Origin of the sequence: Pseudomonas sp. MYb193 (assembly GCF_002966775.1) — a bacterium.
Lineage (GTDB): Bacteria > Pseudomonadota > Gammaproteobacteria > Pseudomonadales > Pseudomonadaceae > Aquipseudomonas > Aquipseudomonas paracarnis.
Genome location: NZ_CP023269.1, coordinates 3,295,567 through 3,318,985, shown reverse-complemented (window position 1 = coordinate 3,318,985; position 23,419 = coordinate 3,295,567). Strand labels below are relative to the sequence as shown.

The 23,419-nt window shown below is 61.1% G+C and carries 19 protein-coding genes; 13 read left to right on the top strand and 6 right to left on the bottom strand.

The window, feature by feature from the left end; translation table 11 throughout:
• Positions 1 to 9: 9 nt before the first annotated feature.
• Complete coding sequence (locus CLM72_RS15120; protein ID WP_057703502.1) at positions 10 to 510, bottom strand: DUF4822 domain-containing protein; 501 nt, start codon at positions 508 to 510, stop codon at positions 10 to 12.
• A gap of 550 nt (positions 511 to 1,060) precedes the next feature.
• Here CLM72_RS15120 and CLM72_RS15115 point away from each other — a divergent pair.
• Entirely contained in the window at positions 1,061 to 2,338 is a 1,278-nt protein-coding gene (locus tag CLM72_RS15115) for a serine/threonine transporter (RefSeq protein WP_105227001.1), read from the top strand.
• A 673-nt stretch (positions 2,339 to 3,011) separates the two neighbouring features.
• On the opposite strand, the gene acnB is transcribed toward CLM72_RS15115, so the two are convergent.
• Complete coding sequence (acnB, locus tag CLM72_RS15105; protein ID WP_003190828.1) at positions 3,012 to 5,621, bottom strand: bifunctional aconitate hydratase 2/2-methylisocitrate dehydratase; 2,610 nt, start codon at positions 5,619 to 5,621, stop codon at positions 3,012 to 3,014.
• A 395-nt stretch (positions 5,622 to 6,016) separates the two neighbouring features.
• On the opposite strand from acnB, the gene CLM72_RS15100 reads away from it, so the two are divergent.
• On the top strand, positions 6,017 to 6,484 hold the full coding sequence (locus CLM72_RS15100; RefSeq protein ID WP_003190830.1) for a DUF1289 domain-containing protein: 468 nt from the start codon (positions 6,017 to 6,019) through the stop codon (positions 6,482 to 6,484).
• 134 nt (positions 6,485 to 6,618) lie between these two features.
• Here the strand turns inward: CLM72_RS15100 and CLM72_RS15095 are convergent, their stop codons facing one another.
• The gene (locus CLM72_RS15095; protein WP_105227000.1) at positions 6,619 to 7,482 is read right to left on the bottom strand and encodes a universal stress protein; all 864 of its coding nucleotides are present in this window, start codon (positions 7,480 to 7,482) and stop codon (positions 6,619 to 6,621) included.
• 149 nt (positions 7,483 to 7,631) lie between these two features.
• On the opposite strand from CLM72_RS15095, the gene CLM72_RS15090 reads away from it, so the two are divergent.
• On the top strand, positions 7,632 to 8,234 hold the full coding sequence (locus CLM72_RS15090) for a tRNA-(ms[2]io[6]A)-hydroxylase (protein WP_105226999.1): 603 nt from the start codon (positions 7,632 to 7,634) through the stop codon (positions 8,232 to 8,234).
• Here the strand turns inward: CLM72_RS15090 and CLM72_RS15085 are convergent.
• Complete coding sequence (locus CLM72_RS15085; protein WP_034126006.1) at positions 8,190 to 9,389, bottom strand: MFS transporter; 1,200 nt, start codon at positions 9,387 to 9,389, stop codon at positions 8,190 to 8,192. The two genes, CLM72_RS15090 and CLM72_RS15085, sit on opposite strands and share 45 nt — an antisense overlap.
• 157 nt (positions 9,390 to 9,546) lie before the next feature.
• Here CLM72_RS15085 and CLM72_RS15080 point away from each other — a divergent pair, with 157 nt between their 5' ends.
• Together CLM72_RS15080 and CLM72_RS15075 are read left to right on the top strand one after the other, a co-directional pair.
• Positions 9,547 to 10,254, top strand: coding sequence for a response regulator (locus CLM72_RS15080; protein WP_014718339.1), 708 nt, complete (start codon positions 9,547 to 9,549; stop codon positions 10,252 to 10,254).
• Entirely contained in the window at positions 10,255 to 11,532 is a 1,278-nt protein-coding gene (locus tag CLM72_RS15075) for an ATP-binding protein (protein WP_105226998.1), read from the top strand.
• 50 nt (positions 11,533 to 11,582) lie between these two features.
• On the opposite strand, the gene CLM72_RS15070 is transcribed toward CLM72_RS15075, so the two are convergent.
• Entirely contained in the window at positions 11,583 to 13,397 is a 1,815-nt protein-coding gene (locus tag CLM72_RS15070; protein WP_105226997.1) for a serine hydrolase, read from the bottom strand.
• A 116-nt stretch (positions 13,398 to 13,513) separates the two neighbouring features.
• On the bottom strand, positions 13,514 to 14,413 hold the full coding sequence (locus CLM72_RS15065) for a LysR family transcriptional regulator (protein ID WP_034126002.1): 900 nt from the start codon (positions 14,411 to 14,413) through the stop codon (positions 13,514 to 13,516).
• A gap of 245 nt (positions 14,414 to 14,658) precedes the next feature.
• On the opposite strand from CLM72_RS15065, the gene CLM72_RS15060 reads away from it, so the two are divergent.
• The 8 genes from CLM72_RS15060 to dctM all read left to right on the top strand — a co-directional run bounded on the left by CLM72_RS15060 (position 14,659) and on the right by dctM (position 23,318).
• Complete coding sequence (locus CLM72_RS15060; RefSeq protein WP_105229145.1) at positions 14,659 to 15,477, top strand: MaoC family dehydratase N-terminal domain-containing protein; 819 nt, start codon at positions 14,659 to 14,661, stop codon at positions 15,475 to 15,477.
• 28 nt (positions 15,478 to 15,505) lie between these two features.
• Positions 15,506 to 16,669 carry an acyl-CoA dehydrogenase family protein gene (locus CLM72_RS15055; RefSeq protein ID WP_105226996.1) on the top strand — a complete coding sequence of 388 codons (1,164 nt, stop codon included), beginning with the start codon at positions 15,506 to 15,508 and terminating at the stop codon, positions 16,667 to 16,669.
• Between the two features lie 11 nt (positions 16,670 to 16,680).
• Positions 16,681 to 18,030 carry an MmgE/PrpD family protein gene (locus CLM72_RS15050; RefSeq protein ID WP_105226995.1) on the top strand — a complete coding sequence of 450 codons (1,350 nt, stop codon included), beginning with the start codon at positions 16,681 to 16,683 and terminating at the stop codon, positions 18,028 to 18,030.
• Between the two features lie 10 nt (positions 18,031 to 18,040).
• Entirely contained in the window at positions 18,041 to 19,234 is a 1,194-nt protein-coding gene (locus tag CLM72_RS15045) for a CaiB/BaiF CoA-transferase family protein (RefSeq protein ID WP_105226994.1), read from the top strand.
• A 14-nt stretch (positions 19,235 to 19,248) separates the two neighbouring features.
• Positions 19,249 to 20,064: a CoA ester lyase gene (locus CLM72_RS15040; protein ID WP_105226993.1), complete on the top strand. Its 816-nt coding sequence runs from the start codon at positions 19,249 to 19,251 to the stop codon at positions 20,062 to 20,064.
• Positions 20,065 to 20,282: 218 nt separating this feature from the next.
• Positions 20,283 to 21,266, top strand: a complete 984-nt coding sequence (locus tag CLM72_RS15030) for a TRAP transporter substrate-binding protein (RefSeq protein WP_073522239.1) — start codon at positions 20,283 to 20,285, stop codon at positions 21,264 to 21,266.
• A 139-nt stretch (positions 21,267 to 21,405) separates the two neighbouring features.
• Positions 21,406 to 22,038, top strand: a complete 633-nt coding sequence (locus CLM72_RS15025; RefSeq protein WP_105226991.1) for a TRAP transporter small permease — start codon at positions 21,406 to 21,408, stop codon at positions 22,036 to 22,038.
• Complete coding sequence (dctM, locus tag CLM72_RS15020) at positions 22,038 to 23,318, top strand: C4-dicarboxylate TRAP transporter large permease protein DctM (RefSeq protein ID WP_014718351.1); 1,281 nt, start codon at positions 22,038 to 22,040, stop codon at positions 23,316 to 23,318. Before CLM72_RS15025 ends, dctM begins: the two co-directional genes overlap by 1 nt.
• Positions 23,319 to 23,419: the final 101 nt, after the last annotated feature.

Below are 23,419 nucleotides of genomic sequence, written 5' to 3'. Positions count from 1 at the left end.
GATTGAGGGTTAGTGGGTGGGGGTGGTTTTTACTGATCCGGTATAGGGCGCATGAACCACATGTATTCGAACAAGAGGGTTGGCGTCGATCATGTCGCGCGGAACTTCACGAGAATAAGTGAACTCCTGATTGTTCAACGTCTCAAGTTTTCTGACGATGGTTCTCGTTGCACCTTTATCGGGTATCAGGATATGGTTTTTCTTGTCCCCTGTTACCATGAAGTAACCGCCGCCGCCGTTGTCATATTTTGATAGCCCGGTATCGGTGTAGAAAAATTCGTAGCGATTACGTTCAGGGTCCCACGCTGATATTCCAACGACACCTGGGTACTTGTCCTTTACATCGATCTCTGGGGCGCCTTCTATATAAACTTTTGTCGTCAGCCAGCGGGGGGATGTGCCCAGGGCACTTGCGTCGGAGTTTTCTACTGCCGGTTGTGCTTGGCTGGCCAATGGGCTGAGCATTCCGGTGGCAAGTATCAGTGAGAAAATAAGGTTGTGTTTTTTCATCAAGTCGCTCCTGGCGAGTGAGGTTTTTAATTCTGCTGTCGTGGGTTTAGAGGACTTTGTTTTTTGAGCTGAGCTGGAATATAGACGTGATAGGAGGGGGTCTCAATGCTTGGGAAAACCCCTGTAACAAAAGTCGCAATAATTAGAGTTTCAGTCCAGATGCGTTGATTAACTGTATGTAAGAGCATTCTTATATGTAAGAGTGCGTAATTTTCATTGACGTTGGGTTTCTGTCAGCGGCTTGCCACTGGAGAACTCTGAGCGACTGGGTTTGTTTAAACACAGCTTCGCCGGCCTTGCGTGATCGACCCTCCCAATGCCACCCGGCAGGGGCACTCGTGAGGTGGGTAAAGGCGGTGCGCATCTGGCGTTGACTCAACTGAGCTGCCCATGGACCGCCTTCCAGCCTTTGCACTGCATTGCCGTTCCTCAGCTAAGTCTTTGCTTATTCACAAGAATCCCGGACAATCGCGCCCCTGTTAAGGTCAGGGCGCTGCCTGTCAGGTTTTTCTGACTCGTCCTGGCCGTGTGAATGCGGAGATCCGACCGGATGAATGATCAGGCCAATAGCGTCGACGAACGCTATGCAACGACACCTGCAACGCTCACAAGCTGGAGCCGCCAGGACACCACCTGGATGCTCGGGCTGTTCGGTACCGCCATTGGCGCCGGTACTTTGTTCTTGCCGATCAACGCGGGCCTGGGGGGCTTCTGGCCGCTGGTGATCCTGGCGGTGCTGGCCTTCCCGATGACGTTCTTTGCCCACCGTGGGCTGACCCGTTTCGTGCTGTCCGGCCGCGAAGGTTCCGACATCACCGACGTGGTGGAAGAGCATTTCGGTATCAAGGCCGGTGCACTGATCACCTTGCTGTACTTCTTTGCGATCTTCCCGATCCTGCTGATCTATAGCGTGGCGCTGACCAATACCGTCAGCAGCTTCATGGAGCACCAACTGCACATCCTGCCGCCGCCCCGGGCGATCCTGGCGTTTGTATTGATCCTCGGCCTGCTCGCCGTTGTGCGCTGCGGTGAACAGGTGATCGTCAAGGCCATGAGCCTGATGGTGTACCCGTTTATTGTGGCCTTGCTGTTCCTGGCGGTGTACCTGGTGCCGCACTGGACCGGCGGCATCCTCAGCACCGCCAGTGAAGTCCCCGCGCCTTCAGCCTTGCTCAACACGCTGTGGCTGGCGATTCCGGTGATGGTGTTTTCGTTCAACCATTCGCCGATCATCTCGGCCTTTGCGGTGGACCAGAAGCGCCAGTATGGCGCTCACGCCGAGGAGCGCAGTTCGCAGATCCTGTCCCGCGCGCACTTGCTGATGGTGGCGATGGTGCTGTTCTTCGTGTTCAGTTGCGTGCTGACCCTGTCGCCCGCGCAGTTGGCGGAAGCGAAAGCGCAAAACCTGTCGATCCTGTCGTACCTGGCCAACCACTTCGATAACCCGACGATTGCCTTTGCCGCACCGTTGATTGCGTTCGTGGCGATTGCCAAGTCGTTCCTGGGCCACTACATCGGCGCCAGCGAGGGCCTCAAGGGCCTGGTGGTCAAGACTGGCCGCCGTCCGGCACCCAAGACCCTGGACCGCATGACCGCCGCCTTCATGCTGGTGGTGTGCTGGATCGTCGCCACGCTTAACCCGAGCATCCTTGGCATGATCGAGACTCTGGGTGGGCCGGTGATTGCGTCGATTCTGTTCCTGATGCCGATGTACGCCATCCGCAAAGTGCCGGCCATGGCCAAGTACCGTGGGCAGGCGTCGAATGTGTTTGTGACTGCAGTTGGCTTGGTTGCCATTACGGCGTTGGTGTATTCGCTGGTTGCTTGAGCCCTGATGCGGTCTATCTGACTGCACGGCTCTAAAAGTGTGGGAGCTGGCTTGCCTGCGATAGCGTTGTATCAGTCACTAGAGAGGTGATTGAACTGACGCCATCGCAGCATAGGTATCTACACAACTTCGGCACGACGCTAAATCTGTGGCGAGGGAGCTTGCTCCCGTGACGGCCTGGCAGCCGACACAGATATAACTGATGCCCCGCGATCCAATGTGGGAGCTGGCTTGCCTGCGAAGACGGCCTGACAGTCAACACAGTTGGACCGTGTACATATCCATTCCTGCGGTAACGGCCACTTAGGGTTCCGCCCTGACGGCGGCTCACTTTGCAAAAGCGGCAAAGTAAGCAAAACGCTCTTGCCCCACCACTCGGCACCTCGCTTAGGCTCGGCACCTCGCTTAGGCTCGGTGTGCCCGTAATCCGCCAGCGTGGTTTAACGGGGCGCCTAAGATCAAAAGCAGATCAAGATCAAAAGCAGATCAAGATCAAGAGCGGCTCGCTTCGCATCGTGGTTACCGTTGAGCTAACAGAGTTATGTAGATACCTATGGCCATCGCAGGCAAGCCAGCTCCCACATTTTTTTTGTGTTGGCAGTAAGGTTAATTCCAGGCATAAAAAAACGCCGCGTACCTTGCGATACGCGGCGTTCTTCACATCAACACACCGTTAAGCTTGAATCACCGGGATGTTGGCGCTTGCTGCGATCTTGCGGAACTCGGCGATCTGGTCGAAGTTCAGGTAGCGGTAGACGTCACTGGCCATGGTGTCCAGTTTCGCCGCGTAGCCCATGTACTCTTCGACTGTCGGCAGGCGACCCAGAGTGGAGGCGACTGCCGCCAGCTCAGCCGATGCCAGGTAGACGTTGGCACCATCACCCAGGCGGTTCGGGAAGTTACGGGTCGAGGTCGACACGACGGTGGAGTTCGGCTCAACGCGTGCCTGGTTACCCATGCACAGCGAGCAGCCTGGCATTTCCATGCGTGCGCCAGCCTTGCCGTAGATGCCGTAGTAGCCTTCTTCGGTCAGTTGGTGAGCGTCCATCTTGGTCGGCGGCGACAGCCACAGACGGGTTGGCAGCTGGCCCTTGACCTGCTCCAGCAGCTTACCGGCAGCGCGGAAGTGACCGATGTTGGTCATGCACGAACCGATGAACACTTCGTCGATCTTCTCGCCAGCGACGCTGGACAGCAGACGGGCGTCGTCCGGGTCGTTTGGCGCACAGAGGATCGGCTCGTTGATTTCCGACAGATCGATTTCGATGATTTCGGCGTATTCGGCGTCGGCATCGGCTTCCATCAGCTCCGGGTTGGCAACCCAGGCTTCCATCGCTTGGGCGCGACGTTCCAGGGTGCGTGCATCGCCGTAGCCTTCGCCGATCATCCAGCGCAGCAGGGTGATGTTGGAGTTCAGGTACTCGGTGACGGACTCTTTGGACAGCTTGATGGTGCAACCGGCAGCCGAACGTTCAGCCGAGGCGTCGGACAGCTCGAAAGCCTGTTCCAGCGTCAGGTCGTTCAGGCCTTCGATTTCCAGGATGCGGCCAGAGAAGGCGTTCTTCTTGCCTTTCTTCTCTACGGTCAGCAGGCCAGCCTGGATCGCGTAGTAAGGAATGGCATGCACCAGGTCACGCAGGGTGATGCCAGGCTTCATCTTGCCTTTGAAGCGCACCAGAATCGATTCCGGCATGTCCAGTGGCATTACGCCAGTGGCTGCAGCGAACGCGACCAGGCCAGAACCGGCCGGGAACGAGATGCCCATCGGGAAACGGGTGTGGGAGTCGCCACCGGTACCGACGGTGTCCGGCAGCAGCATGCGGTTCAGCCAGCTGTGGATGATGCCGTCGCCTGGACGCAGCGATACACCGCCACGGGTCATGATGAAGTCAGGCAGGGTGTGGTGGGTGGTCACGTCGATCGGCTTCGGGTAAGCCGCGGTGTGGCAGAAGGACTGCATCACCAGGTCGGTCGAGAAGCCCAGGCACGCCAGGTCTTTGAGTTCATCACGGGTCATTGGGCCGGTGGTGTCCTGGGACCCCACGGTGGTCATCTTCGGCTCGCAGTAGGTGCCTGGACGAACGCCTTTGCCTTCTGGCAGGCCACAGGCCTTGCCGACCATTTTCTGCGCCAGGGTGAAGCCTTTGCCGGTGTCGACAGGCGCTTCAGGCAGCTTGAACAGGTCGGTCGGGCCCAGGCCCAGCTCAGCGCGAGCCTTGTCGGTCAGGCCGCGACCGATGATCAGCGGGATACGACCGCCAGCGCGAACTTCGTCCAACAGCACCGGGGTCTTCATTTCGAAGGTGGTCAGGACTTCGTCGGTGCCGTGCTTGCAGACTTTGCCAGCATGCGGGTACAGGTCGATCACGTCGCCCATGTTCATGTTGGTGACGTCGAATTCGATTGGCAGTGCGCCGGCATCTTCCATGGTGTTGTAGAAGATCGGAGCGATCTTGCTGCCGAAGCAGAAACCGCCGGCACGCTTGTTCGGCACGTAAGGCACGTCGTCACCGAAGAACCACAGTACCGAGTTGGTCGCCGACTTACGCGACGAGCCGGTACCGACCACGTCACCCACGTAGGCGATCGGGAAGCCTTGGCCACGCATTTCTTCGATCTGCTTCATCGGGCCGGTCTTGCCTTGCTCGTCCGGCACGATGCCTTCGCGAGCCATTTTCAGCATGGCCAGGGCGTGCAGCGGGATGTCAGGGCGGGACCAGGCGTCAGGCGCAGGCGACAGGTCGTCGGTGTTGGTTTCGCCGGTGACCTTGAAGACGCGCAGGCTGATCTTGTCGGCCAGGGTAGGGCGGTTGCGGAACCACTCGCCGTCAGCCCAGGACTGGATCACGCCTTTGGCGTGCTCGTTGCCGTTGCGGGCTTTTTCGGCGACGTCGTGGAACGCATCGAACATCAGCAGGGTGTGCTTGAGTTGGGCGGCCGCGACGGGTGCCAGTTCGGCGTCGTCCAGCAGCTCGACCAACGTCACGATGTTGTAGCCGCCTTGCATGGTGCCGAGCAGTTCAACAGCGCGTTTCTTGTCGATCAGGGGGGAAGTGGCTTCGCCCTTGGCCAGGGCAGACAGGAAACCGGCCTTGACGTAGGCAGCTTCGTCAACGCCTGGTGGAATGCGGTTGGTGATCAGGTCAACGAGGAATTCTTCTTCGCCAGCCGGAGGATTTTTCAGCAGCTCGACCAGGCCTGCGGTTTGTTCGGCGTTAAGCGGCTGGGGAACGATACCCAGTGCTGCACGCTCTTCGATATGTTTGCGGTAGGCTTCAAGCACAGTTATTACCCTCATCAGTGGTCCCACGGGACGCTCATCCAGAAATGAACGGCACGCATGCGCTCGGGGGCTTTTTGGGCCGCAAAGCCAGCGCTGCCGGCATTCCTTACAGAAGCTGCTTTCAAAGTTTTACGCCTGCAGAACGGAGCTGATGAGGGTTGGCGCGGGCTCTGACCTACCGGGTCGAACCTGCGCCAACACCGTTCTGAAGGAACGACTGTGCTCGTGACGCTTTGAAAACAGCTTCCAGCGGATTATTGGCGCCTTACAAGGCCGGGTGATTCTACGGCAAAAAAAATCTAAAGGTAAGTTGCCTGCTCAAGTTTGCTGGGTGATCAACCTTAGACAAAGGGCTAACATGGCACACTGTTTCGCTGATTTGCGTGTTGCTGCTTATGCCCAACCAAACCATCAAGACCCCCTGCGTCGGCCTGTGCTCCACGGTCTACGGCGATCTCGTGTGCCGTGGATGCAAGCGCTTCCACCATGAAGTGATCCAGTGGAACGGCTATAACGAAGAAGAAAAACGCGCGGTCTGGCTCAGGCTTGAGCAGCTGTTGGTGCAGGTCATGGCCGGTAAAGTGGAGGTTTTCGACCCCAAGACCCTGCGCGGGCAGTTGGAGCAACGCAAGATTCGCTTTGTGCCGCACCAGTCCGAGTATTGCTGGGCCTACCAGTTGATCGCCCGTGGGGCCCGGGTGATCAATAACCTGGAGGCCTATGGCATGGTGCTGTTGCCGGAGTTTCGCGACTGGGCGCTGCCTGAACTGCGCGATGCCATTGATCGCGAGTTCTTTATCTTGTCCGAGGCGCATTACCAGCGCTATATCGCGCCGGGCTTCTTGAAAGATGCGCTGGGTTAACTGACTGGCGAGGTCAATGTGGGAGCTGGCTTGCCTGCGATAGCGGTGTATCAGGAGCAAATGCGCAAGCTGACCCACTGCAATCGCAGGCAAGCCAGCTCCCACATTTGATCCACATTGCCTGAAGGTCGGTGTCAGGGCTTGGTCGCCAGCTCTTGCAGATGATCCATGAGCGTCTGCGGCTTGAGCACCAGCACATCGCTTTGCACCGCATCCAGCACCACTTCTGCGGTATTGCCGATCAACGCGCCGGAAATCCCCGTGCGCGCCACCGTGCCGATAATGGTCACCGCCGCCTGCAAGCGATGGGCAATATGTGGGATCAGCACATCGGCCGGGCCTTCCTCGATATGCAGGTGCCTGTCGTCCACGTCGAACTCGGCCTGGAAGGCCTTGCATTGCTCGCGGTAACGCGCCTCGATGGTTTCCTTGAGCTGAAAGGTCGGGTCTGCCGCCGACAGCATGGGCGAGGGGTGCGCGCTGATCACATGCAACTGCGCTTTGGCGAGGCTGGCGATATCAAAGCCATGGTCGATGATCGAATTGTGCAGCGAGCGGTGTTCGCCGTCGGCGTTGCCCACGTCGATGGCCGCCAGGATCACGCTGCCCGCCCAGGGGGTGGCGGTCTTGACCAGCAACACCGGCGTCGGGCAATAGCGCAGCAACTTCCAGTCCGCCGGGGTCAGCAGGGCTTTTTTCAGAGGGTTGTCGGGGAAGTGCTGTTTGATCACCAGGCCACAGCCTTCGGCTTGCTGCACATCGATGATGGTTTCATGCAGGCTGTCGTTCCAGGCTTGCTCGGTGGTGACGCTGTAGCCGTCTTCTTTCAAGCCCTCCTTGAGCAGGCTCAGCAGCGCCGAATGCTCGTGCTTCTTGTCACAGACCAGCAAGTGCAGGTGCGCGTCGGTCACTTTGGCAATCAGCTTGGCACGCTTGAGGGCCAGGCTTTCCGAATGCTCGGGCTCGATGACCACCAGGATGCTGCGGATGGCTTGCATGGTCGGGATCTCCAAAAGGGCGGGCGTTGGATAACTATAGTTGCTGCTACGCAGCCGTCATGTTGATACACATCAAGGCCGGTGGCTGGTGGTCTGCGACGGGGTCGGTATAATCGGCGCCCTTTTGTGATCCTTTGCCCGTGAGCCCGATGAACCTGCCCGAAATCCATGAATTCCTCGGCTGCCGCACCCCCGATGCCTGGGTCAAGGCCGCGTTGGCCGATCAGGAAACCCTGCTGATCGACCACAAGAACTGCGAATTCAAAGCCGCCAGCACCGCCTTGAGCCTGATGGCCAAGTATTATGGCCACGTTGACCTGATCAACATGATGTCGCGCCTGGCCCGCGAAGAGTTGGTGCACCACGAGCAGGTCATGCGCCTGATGAAAAAGCGCAAGGTCGAACTGCGTCAACTGCACGCCGGCCGTTACGCCTCGGGTTTGCGCAAGGTGGTGCGCAGCCATGAGCCGGTCAAGCTGGTGGATACCCTGGTGGTGGGGGCCTTTATCGAAGCGCGCAGTTGCGAGCGGTTCGAAGCGCTGGTGCCGCATTTGGACGAAGAACTCGGCAAGTTTTATTTCGGCTTGCTCAAAAGCGAGGCGCGGCACTTCCAGGGCTACTTGAAGCTGGCATACCAGTACGGCGACGCCAAGGATATCGCCCAGGTGATCGAGCGGGTACGGGCCACCGAGCAGGACCTGATCGAATCACCCGACGTCGAGTTCCGCTTTCACAGTGGCGTGCCAGCCTGAGGCCACGGCCACACCGATCAAGGCGGTGATCCCGGTCAGCAGCAGGATCACCGTTGGCGTGCCCAAAGGCGCTGCCAACACGGCAATCATCAAGCCCGCCAAGGGCTGGGCCAGGTTGTTGAGCAAGGTCATCACGCCAACGGTCTTGCCGAAGTCCTGCACCGGAATCACCCGTTGGCGGGTGCTGCGCAGGTACACGTTGAACATCTTGTCGAAGCCGGTCAGCAGCAGGAACCCCACCGTGTAGGCCCACACGCCGGGGCTGAGCGCGGTGATCAGCGCGCCGACGGTGATCATCGAGTACGACAACCCGCCCAGTACCTTCAGCTTCAGTGATGAATGCGCCAGGTAGAACAGAATCGCGATTGTCACCAGCGCCCCGGCGGCTTGTAGCAGGGCATAGGCGTCTTTGCCCGCTGCGTAGTGGCCGGTGACCATGGCAGCCGAGGTAGCCAGCGTCACGCCGACCATCAGGTTCACACCGACCGCCAGGACGATGATGCGTTTCAACTCCACCCGGTTGAGGATGTGGCCAAAAGCGGTGCGCAGGGGTTGCAGCCAGTTACCCGGCTGTTGTTCATGGATGTGCAGGTCCACCGTGGTGTTGCGCTGCCAGATCAGCATCGCCAGGTCTGCCAGCACAAACAGCGCGGCGACGCCCAGCACTACCCATGGCCACGCCCAGACTTCCAGCATCAGCGCCGCCACCAATGGCCCGAGCACCAGTCCGCCCTGGTCGGCGATCTGCGAATAGGACAAGGTCTTGGCGTAGGTGTACTGCCCGAAGATATGCGGCATCACCACTTCCCGCGCCATGATGCCCTGGGTGGTCAGCACGCCGCACAACGCGGACAGCATCACCAGCCAATGGATACCGTCGAACAGCCCATACAGCGCCATCGCCACCACGCAGGCCAGGGCCCGATACACCTGGCTGATATGCAGGATACGCACCGGTGAAAACCTGTCGCACAACGCGCCGCACACCGGAAACGCCAGGTAGCGCGGCAGTGACTCGATAAAAAACGCCAACCCCGCCCACGACACGCTTTGCGTGGTCTGGAACACGATCAGTGGCACGATAAACAGCAGAACCTGGTCGGCCAGCCGTGAAAGGAACAGCGAAATGAAGAACGCCAGGTAATCCTTGCGCATGGAACTCCCTGTCAATGGCGTTAAAAACTGCAGGCTATTTGTTAAAAACTCTTAAAAGCATGAAGCTTCTTCGCTGGGGACTGGTCAGCCACCTCTGTCGGCCAGCTTGCCACCTATAATGGCCCCATTTCAATCCGCGCATCCACACTGAGAACTTATGGAAAACCTGGGTCTGGGCAAGGTCCTGCTCGTTGAGGACGATGAAAAGCTGGCAGGGCTGGTCTCGCATTTTCTGTCGCAGCATGGTTTCGAGGTACGGGTGGTGTACCGGGGCGATGAAGCCCTGGCGGCGTTCCTGGATTTCAAGCCGAAGATCGTCGTGCTCGATCTGATGCTGCCGGGTCAGAGCGGGCTACATGTCTGCCGCGAGATTCGCAACGTGTCGGACACGCCCATCGTGATCCTCACCGCCAAGGAAGATGACCTGGACCATATCCTTGGCCTTGAGTCCGGTGCTGACGACTACGTGATCAAGCCGATCAAACCGCCGGTGTTGTTGGCGCGCCTGCGTGCGCTGCAGCGCCGCCAGGTGCCCGAGCCCACCGTGCGCGGCGCCCTGGAATTTGGCCGTTTGTCGATTGATCGCAGTTGCCGGGTGGTCCGCCTGGGCGGCGAGACCATTGACCTCACCACCATGGAGTTCGAGTTGCTGTGGCTGCTGGCCAGCAGCGCGGGCAAGATTCTCTCTCGCGACGACATCCTCAACCGCATGCGCGGCATTGCCTTTGACGGGCTGAACCGCAGCGTAGACGTGTACATCAGCAAACTGCGCGGCAAGCTCAATGACAACCCCCGCGAGCCGGTGTGCATCAAGACCATCTGGGGCAAGGGCTACCTGTTCAATCCGTTCGCGTGGGAGGTGTAGATGCTGCGCTTGTACCTGCGCCTCTATTTGATTCTCGCGCTCGGCCTGGCCGGGTCGATCTGGCTGGTCGACTTCGGCCTTGACGCTTACATGCCCGAGTCCAACGAGACCTATAACCGTGAAGCCCTGCGCGGCCCGGCGTGGGCCCTGGTGGAGCAGTTGCGCCCCGTGCAGGCAGAGGCGCGCCAGGCACGCCTGGACGAACTGCAACCGCATTACGGCTTGCGGCTCGAACTGGTGCAGCGCGACGCCCAGAATTTGAGCGAACGGGAACAGAAACTCCTGGCGGCTGGTCAGGTGGTGGTGCGCGAAGACTTCATGAAATTTCTTGCGCCTATCGACGACGGCCCGCAACTGCTCGAAATCAGGTTGCCGGAAGAACCCAAGTGGTTGTACCTCTGGGCCTACGCTTTCCTGGGCGTGAGCCTGGCCATCGTCCTGTATTTCTGGGTGCGTCCACACTGGCGCGACCTGGAGCACATCCGCCTGGCAGCGCAACGTTTCGGTGACAATGACCTGGGCTCGCGCATCTTGCTGCCGACTCGCTCCACCGTGCGTTCACTGGCCGGGCACTTCAACCAGATGGCCGAGCGCATCGAAGGTTTGATCGCCAACCAGCGCGAACTCACCAACGCGGTCTCCCACGAATTGCGTACGCCGATTGCGCGGCTGTCATTCGAGCTGGACCAGCTCAGGCAGCAGAGTGACCCACGGCAAAGCCGAGCGTTGATCAACGACATGTACGCCGACCTCGGTGAACTGGAAGAAATGGTCTCCGAGCTGTTGACCTATGCCAGCCTTGAGCCGGGCGCTACCCAGGTCACCCGCGAGCAAATCGAGGCCCACAGTTGGCTCGACAGTGTGATCGGCAGCGTGGCCCTGGAGGCCGAAGCGGAAGGGGTGCAGTTGTCGTTGCGCACCTGCGAGGTGGACGTTATCCAGATCGAGCCACGCTTTATGGCGCGGGCCGTGATCAACCTGCTGCGCAACGCGATTCGTTATGCCGATCGCCGCGTGGAAGTGTCGCTGGTCAAGTTTGGCAGCGGTTACGAAGTGCGGGTCAACGACGATGGGCCGGGGGTACCGCTGGAGGGTCGCACCAAGATATTCGAACCCTTCCTGCGCCTTGACGCCAGCCGCGACCGCCGCACAGGCGGATTTGGTCTGGGCCTGGCGCTGGTCAAGCGTGTCAGCCAGTGGCATGGCGGGCAGGTGGAAGTGCAGGATTCGGAGTGGGGCGGGGCGTCGTTTCGGATGACGTGGGCATATGCTGAGTAGTTCTAATGTGAATACCTGGCATGGGGAAGGGCGCGAGTCTAACCGTCCCACTAGAGCTTCAAAGGTGAATGGGTGCGTTTGAACGAGTAGCCCGAAGCACTCAGGCCGTTGACCTGTCGGCTGACGGTATCGCCCAGGCCGTAGCCGTTGCCGGCCAGCACCGCATGGGCGTTGTCGATGGGCAGCAGGATGTAGTCGGTCAGCGGCTCGCCGTGCAATTGGCCGCGAATCACCAGGAAACCGTCCTCCTGGCGCACGCTGATGCCACTCAATGGCGCGTCGGGTTCATGGCTGCTGAGCACCTGGTAGGTGCCGACCGTGTTGGCCCACGCGGCGGACAAGGGCGGCGGCTCGATGCGCTCGCCGATGGCAATGCGTTGGCCGTGGCTGCGGGCGGTGAGCATTTGGCGGCCTTGTACCGTGACCACATCCAACTGCACGCGGCCCAACTCGCCCAGGTCCTTGCGCCAGAACCCCAGTATTTTTTTCTGCGCCCGCAGCCAGCCTTGCTCATCACGCAACAGCTGGAAATCGTAGCCGGCCAGTTCACCGCTCAAGCGCGCATGCTCATCCCTGATGCGGAACACGCCCCAGGCGGTCGCGTAGAAGCCTGCCAGGCGCTTGCGATCCACCGCCGCCGGTACATGGCGCAGCTTGAGGCCGTGGCTGGGGGCCTGGCAGTCATCGGCGCATACGGGCTTGCCGGTCTGAGCCTGGAGCATCAGGCGCAGGCTGTCAGTGGTCAGCGACACCACCATGTCTTCGGCGTTGCTGTCGTTGGCCATGATGACCACGGCCAGTTGCTGATCCGGCAGCAGGGTCAACTGGGCCACGAAGTCGTCGCCGCCACCGCTGTGCTGGTAGGTGCGCACACCGGGGCCGATGGGCTCGTCACCACAGGGCGCCAAGAACCAGCCCAAGCCCATCTGGCAGTCGAAATCCAAGGCATTGCCGGTGTTTTGCTGGGTAAACATGGCGTCGATAGACGTGCTGCCGAGGATCTGGCTGCCCTTGTAGGTGCCCTTGGCAAACAGCATGCGTACGTAGCGGCTGAGGTCTTTGGGGCTGGTCCACAGGCCGCCGGCGGCGAGGTCACGCACCTGGGGGTCGGTGCTGGCCTTGCCATCCTCGTAGCCGTGGGCGCGATAGCTCATTTGCGCACCGGTACCCAGGAAACTGGACTGGTTCATTCGCAAGGGTGTGAGCAGGCTGCTTTGTAACTGGGCTTCGAAGCTTTTGCCGCTGCTGCGCTCAATGGCGGCGCCCACCAAGGCATAGCCAAGGTTGGAATACGCCACCTGGGAGCCCGGCAGGCTGCTCAGCCACACACCCGACACACGCATCGGCATTTGCCCCATGGCATAGGTGCTGCGCAGGTCGCGCAGGTGCTCGCTGGGCAAGCCGGATTGATGGCTGAGCAAGCGCCGCAAGGTGATCGTGCGATCCGCCTCGGCCTGGTCACTGTGAAAGCGGGACCTTACGTAGAACTCACGCAGGGTCTGCTGGATCGGCGCATCCAGCGCCAGGTGTTGCTGCTCCACCAGTTGCAGCGCCGCCGTGGCGGTCAGCAGCTTGGAGATGCCACCTGCGCGAAACGCGGTATTGGGCGTGACTGGCACCCCCAGGTCTTTGTCAGCCAGGCCAAAGCCGCGGGCCCAGATCAGCTCCTGGCCATTGACCAGGGCAATCGACAATCCCGCCACATTGTCCCGAGCCATCTCCCGGGGAATGCGGGTTTGCAGGTAGCGGATGATTGCGCCGTAATCGCCTTTTTGAATCGGCGGCGGGGCAGGCGGTTGCGAGTGGCAACCGATACTGCCCAACAGGCAACCCAATAGCGGAATACCGCGCAGTCTGCGAAACATCAAGAGCACCCGAATGATGATTTGGATGCTGGAATGCTAGGGCGGCGGGGGCCGAGAATCTTTGAGTGCTTTGTCGGGAAACTGTCAAAGACTGTTAACGGCCGCTTATAAAAACATCAGGATTTGCCCAGGGGGGCGGGCATCAACGTGGCAATCAGGGCGCGAATGGTCCCCGGCAGCGCTTCCAGCTCGCGTACCAGAATGCTGCGCTCGCGAATCGCCCAGGGCTCGTCCAGTTTCACCGTCACCAGTTGCATGGTGCGGCTGTGACGCAGGGCGGCGGACTCTGGAATGATGCCAATGCCCACGCCGGCCTCGACCATCCGGCAGATCGCCTCGAAGCTCGAGACCTGGATACGCAGCGACAATTGCTTGCCCAGACGCTCGACGTGTTCGCGCAGGAAACTCAACAGCGTGCTGCCTTCATGCAGGCCGATATGCTGATACGCCAGGGTCTGCTCAAGGGTCACCGAAGGCTGGTCGGCCAACGGATGCCCGACGGGCACCATCAGCACCAGTTCATCGGTGCTGAAATGCAACACCTGCAGGCCGGACGCTTCCACGGGGCCGGCGATGATGCCCATGTCACTGGTGCCATCGAGCACGCCGCGCACGATGTCCCGCGACAGGCGTTCCTGCAGATCGACAGTGACGCCCGGACGCTGCGACAGAAAGCCTGCCAGAACCTCCGGCAAAAATTCGGTGACCGCCGTGGTGTTGGCGAAGATACGGATATGCCCGGCGGAATCCACGCCGTATTGGGTGAACTCGCTTTTGAGGTAATCCACCTGGCGCATAATCAACCGCGCATGGTGTAACAGGCGCTCGCCTGCCGGGGTGATCTCCACGCCCCGGCTATCGCGGTACAACAGGCGCGTGTCGAGCTGACCTTCCAGGGCCTTGATCCGCGCACTGGCGGCAGCCGGCGACAGGAAGGCGCGCTTGGCACCCTGGGTGAGGCTGGGGGATTCGGCGATATGGATAAACAGGCGCAGGTCGGCGAGATCGAAGTGCATGCAAAACTCCAGGCTTGTGATCACCCGTGGCGAGGGAGCTTGCTCCCGCTGGACTGCGAAGCAGGCCTGTTTTTTGGGGCCGCTTCGCGCCCCCACGGGAGCAAGCTCCCTCGCCACAAGAGGTACGCATAGGAATGGTGCGTTCAGCTTAACCGAACGCTGGTTTATTGAAATGCAAATTCTCAGAACGGGCAGGCCCTTGCATGATCCACGGCAGACACCCACTGCCTGAGGACCTGCACCCGATGAGCGCCACTGATTGGATCGGCCGAAGTGAGACCGCCCACGACCACCTGAGCCATAACCTGCTCAAGCGCATCGCCGCGACGTTTGGTGAAGAGGTGCCTGCCGACGGTGAAGCCGTACCTGCGCTGTGGCAATGGTGTTTTTTCCAGGACCCGTTGCCGGAGGTGGCGTTGGGCGGCGACGGCCACCCGGCACGAGGCGGGTTCCTGCCGCCGGCCGATAACCGCAATCGCATGTGGGCCGGTGGGCGTGTTGAATTTCTGCAGCCACTGCGGGCTGGCGAGGCGGCTACGCGCGTGTCGACCATCACCCAGGTCGAAGAAAAGACCGGGCGCACCGGCTCACTGCTATTTGTCACCGTGCGCCATGACTACTCCCAGGAAGGGCGCCTGGCCATCCGCGAGGAACAGGACATCGTCTACCGCGAACCCACGCCACCCAAGCCTGGCAGCGGCGACGCGCTGGCCCGGGGCGAATGGACAGAGGCCGTCGAGCCGACGTCGACCCTGTTGTTCCGCTACAGCGCCGTCACGTTCAACGGCCACCGCATCCACTACGACTACCCCTATGTCACTGGCACCGAAGGCTATGCCGGCCTGGTGGTGCATGGCCCGCTGATCGCCACTTTGAACCTGCGTGCGTTCTGCCGGGCGCACCCTGAGGCGACCCTGCGCCGCTTTGCCTATCGCGGCGTGCGCCCACTGATTGCGCCACAGCCTTTTGAGGTCGGCGGGCGTATCACCGCAACCGGCGTCGCAGAACTCTGGGCGGGCAACACTGAAGGCCTGGCACAGACCGCCCAAGTGCATTTCGAATAACCCGATAACAACAGGCGGAGAGCCGTTAATGAATGCCCATGACAACGAAGAACTCAATGCCATCCGCGACGGCGTGCGCGCCTTGTGCGCCGAGTTCGATGCCGCTTACTGGCGCAAGATCGATGAAGAAAAAGGCTTCCCCGAAGCCTTCGTCAAGGCCCTGACCGACGCCGGTTGGCTGTCGGCCATGATTCCCGAAGAATACGGCGGTTCCGGCCTGGGCCTGGCCGAAGCCTCGGTGATCCTTGAGGAAGTCAACCGCTGCGGCGGCAACTCGGGCACCGTACACGGCCAGATGTACAACATGTTCACCCTGCTGCGTCACGGCAGCGAGGCGCAAAAACGCTTCTACCTGCCCAAGCTGGCCAGCGGTGAGTTGCGCCTGCAGTCGATGGCCGTCACCGAGCCCACTACCGGCACCGACACCACCAAGATCAAGACCACGGCGATCAAGCGCGGCGACAAGTACGTGATCAACGGCCAGAAAGTCTGGATCTCTCGGGTACAGCATTCCGACCTGATGATCCTGCTGGCGCGCACTACGCCTTTGGCCGACGTAAAGAAAAAGTCCGAAGGCATGTCGATCTTCCTGGTAGACCTGCGCCAGGCCATCGGCAACGGCCTGACCGTGCAGCCCATTGCCAATATGGTCAACCACGAGACCAACGAGCTGTTCTTCGACAACCTGGAGCTGCCCCTGGACAGCCTGATTGGCGAGGAGGGCAAGGGCTTCAAATACATCCTCGATGGCCTGAATGCCGAGCGCACGCTGATTGCCGCCGAGTGCATCGGTGACGGCCGCTGGTTCATCGAAAAGGCCAGCGCCTATGCCCGCGACCGTGTGGTGTTTGGCCGGCCAATCGGGCAGAACCAGGGCGTGCAGTTCCCGATTGCCGAGGCGCATATCGAGATCGAAGCGGCCGACCTGATGCGCTGGCGTGCCTGTGATGAATACGACAACGGCAAGAACGCCGGGGCCAGTGCCAACATGGCCAAGTACCTGGCGGCCAAGGCGTCGTGGGAAGCGGCCAACGCCTGCCTGCAAACCCACGGCGGCTTCGGCTTTGCCTGCGAGTACGACGTGGAGCGCAAATTCCGCGAGACCCGCCTGTACCAGGTAGCGCCGATCTCCACCAACCTGATCCTGTCCTACGTGGCCGAGCATTTGCTCGAACTGCCACGTAGCTTTTGAGGGCCTGAGCAATGAGCCCTACCCAAGCCCTGTGCCGGTTCCTGGCCGAGCTGACGTATTCACAATTGCCCGAGCCCGTGCTGGCGCGCACCGAAGAGCTGTACCTGGATTGGCTCGCGTCCGCCTTGGCCAGCCAAGGCGCGCACCCGATTCCCTTGTTTGAACGCTACGCGCAGAAGATGGGCCCGAGCAGCGGTCCGGCCCAGGTGATCGTCAACGGCACCGGCACCAGCGCGTATTTCGCCGCACTGGTCAACGCCGCCTCCTCACACCTGGTGGAGCAGGATGACCTGCACAACAGTTCCGTGCTGCACCCGGCCACCGTGGTGTTTCCCGCCGCGTTGGCGGCTGCCCAGGACCTCGGCAAGTCTGGCCGTGAACTCTTGCTGGCCTCGGTGGCCGGCTACGAGGCGGGGATTCGCATCGGTGAGTTCATGGGCCGCTCCCACTACCGCATCTTCCACACCACGGCCACGGTCGGCACCCTGGCGGCGGCGGTCGCGGTGGGCAAGTTGCTCGATTTCAACGAAGAACAATTCATCAACCTGCTCGGCAGCGCCGGCACCCAGGCTGCCGGGCTGTGGGAGTTTCTGCGCGATGCCGCCGACTCCAAGCAACTGCACACGGCCAAGGCGGCGGCGGACGGCTTGCTGGCGGCTTACCTTACGGCCGATGGGCTGACCGGCGCGCGCAATATCCTTGAAGGTGAGCAAGGTTTGGCGGCAGGTATGTCCAGTGATGCCCAACCGGGCAAATTGTCTTCCGAGCTGGGCAGCCGTTGGGCGCTGGTGGAGACCTCGTTCAAATTCCACGCCTCCTGTCGCCACACCCATTCTGCTGCCGATGCGCTGCTGGCCGTGATGCAGCGTGAAGGCTTGAGCGCTGCGCAGATCTCCCAGGTGCAAACCCACGTGCACCAAGGCGCCATCGATGTGCTGGGTCGAGTGACGGTGCCGGCCACCGTGCACCAGGCCAAATTTTCCATGGGCACCGTGCTTGGGCTGATCGCTGTGCATGGCAAAGCCGGGTTGCCTGAATTCCATGAGCTGGCGTTGACCGATCCTGCGGTCGCGGCGTTTCGCGACAAGGTCAGCATGACCCTGGACCCGGAAGTCGACAGCGCCTACCCGCAACGCTGGCTGGGCCGCGTCACGGTCACCACCACCGATGGCCGCACGCTGCGCGGTGCCATTGATGAACCCAAGGGCGACCCGGGCAACACCCTGAGTCGGGCCGAACTGGCGGATAAGTTCCAGCGCCTGGCCCACTTCAGCGGCGCCCGCACCCCGCCCCAGGCCAGAGGCCTGATCGAGCAGGTGTGGAACCTGCGCACTACCGCGTCCATGGCCCATTGGCTTTGAGGGATTTGTCATGACTGAACAACGACCGCTGGACGGCATCACCGTCGTCAGCCTGGAACACGCGATTGCCGCGCCATTTTGCACGCGCCAGCTGGCCGACCTCGGTGCCCGGGTCATCAAGGTAGAGCGCCCCGGCACCGGCGACTTCGCCCGTGGCTATGACGAGCGGGTGCGTGGCCTGGCGTCGCATTTCGTCTGGACCAACCGCTCCAAGGAAAGCCTGACCCTGGACCTCAAGCAGGACGAGGCGGGCGCTATTCTGGATGCGCTTTTGGCCGATGCCGATGTGCTGGTGCAGAACCTTGCCCCCGGCGCGGCGGCGCGCATGGGCTTATCGTTCGAGGCGCTGCACGCGCGCTTCCCACGCCTGATCGTCTGCGATATTTCCGGCTATGGCGAAGGTGGGCCCTACGAGAAAAAGAAAGCCTACGACCTGCTGATCCAGAGCGAGGGCGGCTTTCTCTCGGTGACCGGAGGCCCAGGTGAAGAACAGATGGCCAAAGCCGGTTGCTCCATCGCGGATATCTCCGCCGGGATGTACGCCTACAGCGGCATTCTGTCGGCGCTGCTGCTGCGCGGCAAAACCGGCCAGGGCAGTCGCATCGATGTGAGCATGCTCGAAAGCCTGGTGGAGTGGATGGGCTACCCGATGTATTACGCCTTCGACGGCGCGCCGCCGCCACCGCGTGCGGGTGCCGCGCATTCGACGATTTACCCCTACGGGCCGTTTCCCACCGGGGGCGGCGGCACGGTGATGCTCGGCTTGCAGAACGAGCGCGAATGGGCGGCGTTCTGCGACAAAGTGCTGCTCACCCCGGCATTGGCCACGGACGAGCGCTTCAGCGCCAATTTCAAGCGCTCGGCCAACCGCGAGGTGCTGCGCCAGATCATTGTGGAGCGCTTTGCCCCACTGGACGTCGAGGCGGTGATCCAGCGCCTGGAGCACGCGCAAATTGCCAGTGCCCGGGTCAACGACATGCAAGGCGTGTGGGACCACCCGCAACTCAAGGCCCGCGACAGCTGGCGTGACGTCGACAGCCCGGCGGGGCCGTTGCCGTCGCTGTTGCCACCGGCCCGTAACGCTGCGTTTACCCCGCGCATGGACGGCGTGCCAGCGCTGGGGCAACACAGCCAAGGCATCCTTGAGCAGCTGGGTTACTCCATTGAGGCTATTAACAGTCTGCGCGAGCGCGGCGTTATCTAATCAGGAATCACGTGATGCCAAAGCCATTAGTACGTTCTGCGCTGTTTGTGCCGGGCAGCCGCCCGGAGCGGTTTGCCAAGGCCCTGGCCAGCGGCGCCGACGCAGTGATTGTGGATTTTGAAGACGCGGTAGAAGAACCGCTCAAGCGTCAGGCCCGGGATAATCTGGATGCATTCCTGCGCGCCCATCCTGAGGCCCAGCTGTGGGTGCGCATCAACGCGCCGCAACATGCCGAGCATTTTGAGGACGTGGCGTTCTGCAAGGCCCATGCAAATGTCGCCGGGGTATTGCTGCCCAAGGTCGAAAGCGCGGCCCAGGTGGCTGTGGTGGCCGCGACCGGCAAGGCTATCTGGCCGATTATCGAAAGCGCACGCGGTTTGCTGGCACTGGCGCAGATTGCCCAGGCGCCCCAGGTGGAGCGCCTGTCGTTCGGTGGCTTGGACCTGGCGCTGGACCTGAACCTGAGCAGTCACTCCCGCGCCGCTGAATTGGCCCTCGACCAGGCGCGCCTGGCGCTGATCGTGCATTCGCGCGCCGCGGGCCTGGCGGCGCCGCTGGACGGCGTGCACCCGGCCATCGACGACCCCGAAGGCCTGCACCGTTCGATCCGGCACGCCTATGAGATGGGCTTTGCCGGGGCGTTGTGCATTCATCCCAAGCAAGTCGCGGTGATCCATGCCGCGCTAGCGCCGAGCGCCCAAGAGCTGGCCTGGGCCAGGCGGGTGGTGGAGGCGGGCGCCCATGGGGCAGGGGCTTATCAGATTGATGGGCAGATGGTGGATGCGCCGGTGTTGCTGCGCGCGCAACGGCTGCTGGCCGCGCAACTGTAACTGACAAAACCGGGAACAAAGTGTGGGAGCTGGCTTGCCTGCGATAGCGGCAGAACAGTCACTGTCTGTGTTGCCTGACACACCGCTATCGCAGGCAAGCCAGCTCCCACACTGGACGCGTTCGGCCAGGCCGAACGCAGGTATCTAAAATTCGAAATTCACGACACGCGTAACATCAGGCACCTTGCCTTAAACACAACAATAAGAAGGTGATTCCCATGCTCAAGCTTTCCCGGGCGCTGCTGTGCGCCGCCACCTTGTTTACCGCTGGCCTGGCCCAGGCGGCAGACCCGATTGTGATCAAGTTCGCCCACGTGGTTGCCGAAAACACCCCTAAAGGCCAAGGCGCGCTGCTGTTCAAAAAACTTGCTGAAGAGCGCCTGCCCGGCAAGGTCAAGGTCGAGGTGTACCCGAACTCGTCGCTGTTTGGCGATGGCAAGGAAATGGAAGCATTGCTGCTGGGTGATGTGCAGATGCTGGCGCCGTCCCTGGCCAAATTCGAGCACTACACCAAGCAAGTGCAGATATACGACTTGCCGTTCCTGTTCAACGACCTGGCCGCCGTCGACCGTTTCCAGGCGGCCCAGGGCAAGCAACTGCTGACCTCGATGCAGGATAAAAACATCCTCGGCCTGGCCTATTGGCACAACGGCCTCAAACAACTCTCTGCCAACAAGGCCCTGCATGAACCCAAGGACGCCCGTGGCCTGAAGTTCCGCGTGCAAGCTTCCAGTGTGCTCGAAGAACAGTTCAAGGCGATCCGCGCCAACCCGCGCAAGATGAGCTTTGCCGAGGTTTACCAGGGCCTGCAGACCGGTACCGTGAATGGCACCGAGAACACGTGGTCGAACTATGAAAGCCAGAAGGTCAACGAAGTGCAGAAGTACTTCACCGAGTCCAACCATGGCCTGATCGACTACATGGTGATCACTAACGCGACGTTCTGGAACGGCCTGGCGCCGGATGTGCGCAGCACCCTGGAGCAGATCATGGCCGAGGTCACCGTGGAGGTGAACAAGCAGGCCGAAGCGCTGAACCAGTCGGCCAAGCAGAAGATCATCGACGCCAAGACCAGCGAAATCATCGAACTGACCCCCGAGCAACGTGCGCTGTGGCGCGAAGCCATGCGCCCGGTGTGGCAGAAGTTCGAAGGCGAGATTGGGGCTGACCTGATCAAGGCGGCGGACGCTTCCAACCAGTAATCCTCTGTGGGAGCGGGCTTGCCCGCGATTGCGGTGTGTCAGTTGATACAACTGGCGGCTGGTCCACCGCTATCGCAGGCAAGCCAGCTCCCACAGGTTGACCTGGTTTTTACCTATCTTTGCCACGCGAGGTTTTGCCATGCAAACGCTAAGGCGCGTCTGGGAGCACCTGGAGGAAGCCTTTATCGCTTTCCTGCTGGCCGCCATGACCCTGGTGACGTTCGTCTACGTCATGCTCAACAACGTCTACACCCTGTTCTTTGCCCTGGCCGACAAATGGGCCTGGAGCAGCGCCTTCTTCAATGCCCTGGGCGACGGCACCATGACCTGGGCCCAAGAGATGACCTGGAGTGTGGCGCTGACCAAGGCGATGTTCGGCTGGTTGATTTTTTTCGGCATTTCCTACGGCGTGCGCACCGCCGGCCACCTGGGCGTGGACGCGCTGGTGCGGCTGACCCGGCGCCCGGTGCAGCGCCTGCTCGGCATGCTCGCCTGCCTGTGCTGCCTGGCCTATGCCGGGCTGTTCATGGTGGCCAGCTACAAGTGGGTGAGTGCGGTGATGACCGCGCATATCGGCGCCGAAGACCTTGACCAGTTCGGCATCGATGTCGGCGACATCGTGGTGATCGTGCCCATTGGCTTTGCGTTGGTATTGATCCGCTACCTGGAAATTTTCTACCGCATCTTTACCCACCGCCAGGTCGGGTTGGGGTTGGCCGACGAGGCCGGTGAGGCCAGCAAGTTGGCCGGCAGCCATGAGGAGCGTCACTGATGGCCGTGCTCTGTCTGTTTCTGCTGTTGTTCGTGTTTATGTTCCTGGGCGTGCCGATTGCGATTGCCCTGGGGCTGTCCGGTGCGGTGTCGATCCTGATGTTCAGCCAGGACTCGGTAAGTTCCCTGGCGATCAAGCTGTTTGAAACCAGCGATGCCTACACCTTCCTGGCGATTCCGTTTTTCCTGTTGTCCGGTGCCTTCATGACCACCGGCGGCGTGGCCCAGCGGCTGATCGACTTTGCCAACGCCTGTGTCGGGCATATCCGCGGTGGCCTGGCGATTGCGGCGGTGCTGGCGTGCATGCTGTTTGCAGCGCTGTCCGGGTCGTCACCGGCCACGGTGGCAGCAGTAGGTTCGATTGCCGTGGCGGGCATGGTGCGCTCCGGTTATCCGAAGGAATTTGGTGCGGGCATCATCTGCAATGCCGGGACCTTGGGCATTCTGATCCCGCCGTCGATTGTGATGGTGGTGTATTCGGCGGCGACCGAAACCTCGGTGGGCAAGTTGTTCATGGCCGGGGTGATTCCGGGCTTGCTGCTGGGCCTGATGTTGATGGTCGCGATCTACATCGTCGCCCGCATCAAGAAGCTGCCGGCGCAACCCCGGGCGACATTCCGTGAGTGGCTGAGCTGTGCACGCCGAGCGTTCTGGGGCCTGTTGCTGCTGGTGATCATCCTCGGCGGCATTTACAGCGGCATGTTCACCCCGACCGAAGCGGCGGCAGTGGCGGCCGTGTATTCAGCATTCGTCGCGCTGTTCGTCTACAAGGACATGAAGCTGCGCGACTGCCCCAAGGTGCTGCTGGAGTCGGGACGCTTGTCGATCATGCTGATGTTCATCATCGCCAACGCCATGCTGTTTGCCCACGTGCTGACCACCGAACAGATCCCCCAGCAAATCACCGCGTGGGTGATCTCCGAAGGGCTGACGCCGATTGGTTTCTTGATCATGGTCAACGTGGTGCTGCTGATTGCCGGCAGCTTTATGGAGCCATCGGCCATTGTGCTGATCCTGGCGCCGATCTTTTTTCCGATTGCGATGAAGCTCGGGATCGACCCGATTCACCTGGGGATCGTGATGGTGGTGAACATGGAAATCGGCCTGGTGCACCCGCCGGTGGGGCTGAACCTGTTCGTGACCTCGGCGGTGACCGGGCTGACATTGGGGCAGACTATTCGCGCGGCGATGCCGTGGCTGATGATCCTGTTGGTGTTCCTGATCATGGTGACGTACTTGCCGTTCATTTCCCTGGCGCTGCCGCAGTGGCTCGGAATGTAGGGTGGGAGGGGGCTTGCCCCGATGGCGGTGGGTCAGACACTTCCTCATCGGGGCATAGGTATCTACACAACTCAGGGACGACGCAGGCCCTGTGGCGAGGG

What these genes read in the sequence shown, in the direction of transcription:
- CLM72_RS15120 (WP_057703502.1), bottom strand. Translation starts at nt 510, where the DNA reads ATGAAAAAACACAACCTTATTTTCTCACTGATACTTGCCACCGGAATG.
- CLM72_RS15115 (WP_105227001.1), top strand. Translation starts at nt 1,061, where the DNA reads ATGAATGATCAGGCCAATAGCGTCGACGAACGCTATGCAACGACACCT.
- CLM72_RS15100 (WP_003190830.1), top strand. Translation starts at nt 6,017, where the DNA reads ATGCCCAACCAAACCATCAAGACCCCCTGCGTCGGCCTGTGCTCCACG.
- CLM72_RS15095 (WP_105227000.1), bottom strand. Translation starts at nt 7,482, where the DNA reads ATGCAAGCCATCCGCAGCATCCTGGTGGTCATCGAGCCCGAGCATTCG.
- CLM72_RS15090 (WP_105226999.1), top strand. Translation starts at nt 7,632, where the DNA reads ATGAACCTGCCCGAAATCCATGAATTCCTCGGCTGCCGCACCCCCGAT.
- CLM72_RS15085 (WP_034126006.1), bottom strand. Translation starts at nt 9,389, where the DNA reads ATGCGCAAGGATTACCTGGCGTTCTTCATTTCGCTGTTCCTTTCACGG.
- CLM72_RS15080 (WP_014718339.1), top strand. Translation starts at nt 9,547, where the DNA reads ATGGAAAACCTGGGTCTGGGCAAGGTCCTGCTCGTTGAGGACGATGAA.
- CLM72_RS15075 (WP_105226998.1), top strand. Translation starts at nt 10,255, where the DNA reads ATGCTGCGCTTGTACCTGCGCCTCTATTTGATTCTCGCGCTCGGCCTG.
- CLM72_RS15070 (WP_105226997.1), bottom strand. Translation starts at nt 13,397, where the DNA reads ATGTTTCGCAGACTGCGCGGTATTCCGCTATTGGGTTGCCTGTTGGGC.
- CLM72_RS15065 (WP_034126002.1), bottom strand. Translation starts at nt 14,413, where the DNA reads ATGCACTTCGATCTCGCCGACCTGCGCCTGTTTATCCATATCGCCGAA.
- CLM72_RS15060 (WP_105229145.1), top strand. Translation starts at nt 14,659, where the DNA reads ATGAGCGCCACTGATTGGATCGGCCGAAGTGAGACCGCCCACGACCAC.
- CLM72_RS15055 (WP_105226996.1), top strand. Translation starts at nt 15,506, where the DNA reads ATGAATGCCCATGACAACGAAGAACTCAATGCCATCCGCGACGGCGTG.
- CLM72_RS15050 (WP_105226995.1), top strand. Translation starts at nt 16,681, where the DNA reads ATGAGCCCTACCCAAGCCCTGTGCCGGTTCCTGGCCGAGCTGACGTAT.
- CLM72_RS15045 (WP_105226994.1), top strand. Translation starts at nt 18,041, where the DNA reads ATGACTGAACAACGACCGCTGGACGGCATCACCGTCGTCAGCCTGGAA.
- CLM72_RS15040 (WP_105226993.1), top strand. Translation starts at nt 19,249, where the DNA reads ATGCCAAAGCCATTAGTACGTTCTGCGCTGTTTGTGCCGGGCAGCCGC.
- CLM72_RS15030 (WP_073522239.1), top strand. Translation starts at nt 20,283, where the DNA reads ATGCTCAAGCTTTCCCGGGCGCTGCTGTGCGCCGCCACCTTGTTTACC.
- CLM72_RS15025 (WP_105226991.1), top strand. Translation starts at nt 21,406, where the DNA reads ATGCAAACGCTAAGGCGCGTCTGGGAGCACCTGGAGGAAGCCTTTATC.
- dctM (WP_014718351.1), top strand. Translation starts at nt 22,038, where the DNA reads ATGGCCGTGCTCTGTCTGTTTCTGCTGTTGTTCGTGTTTATGTTCCTG.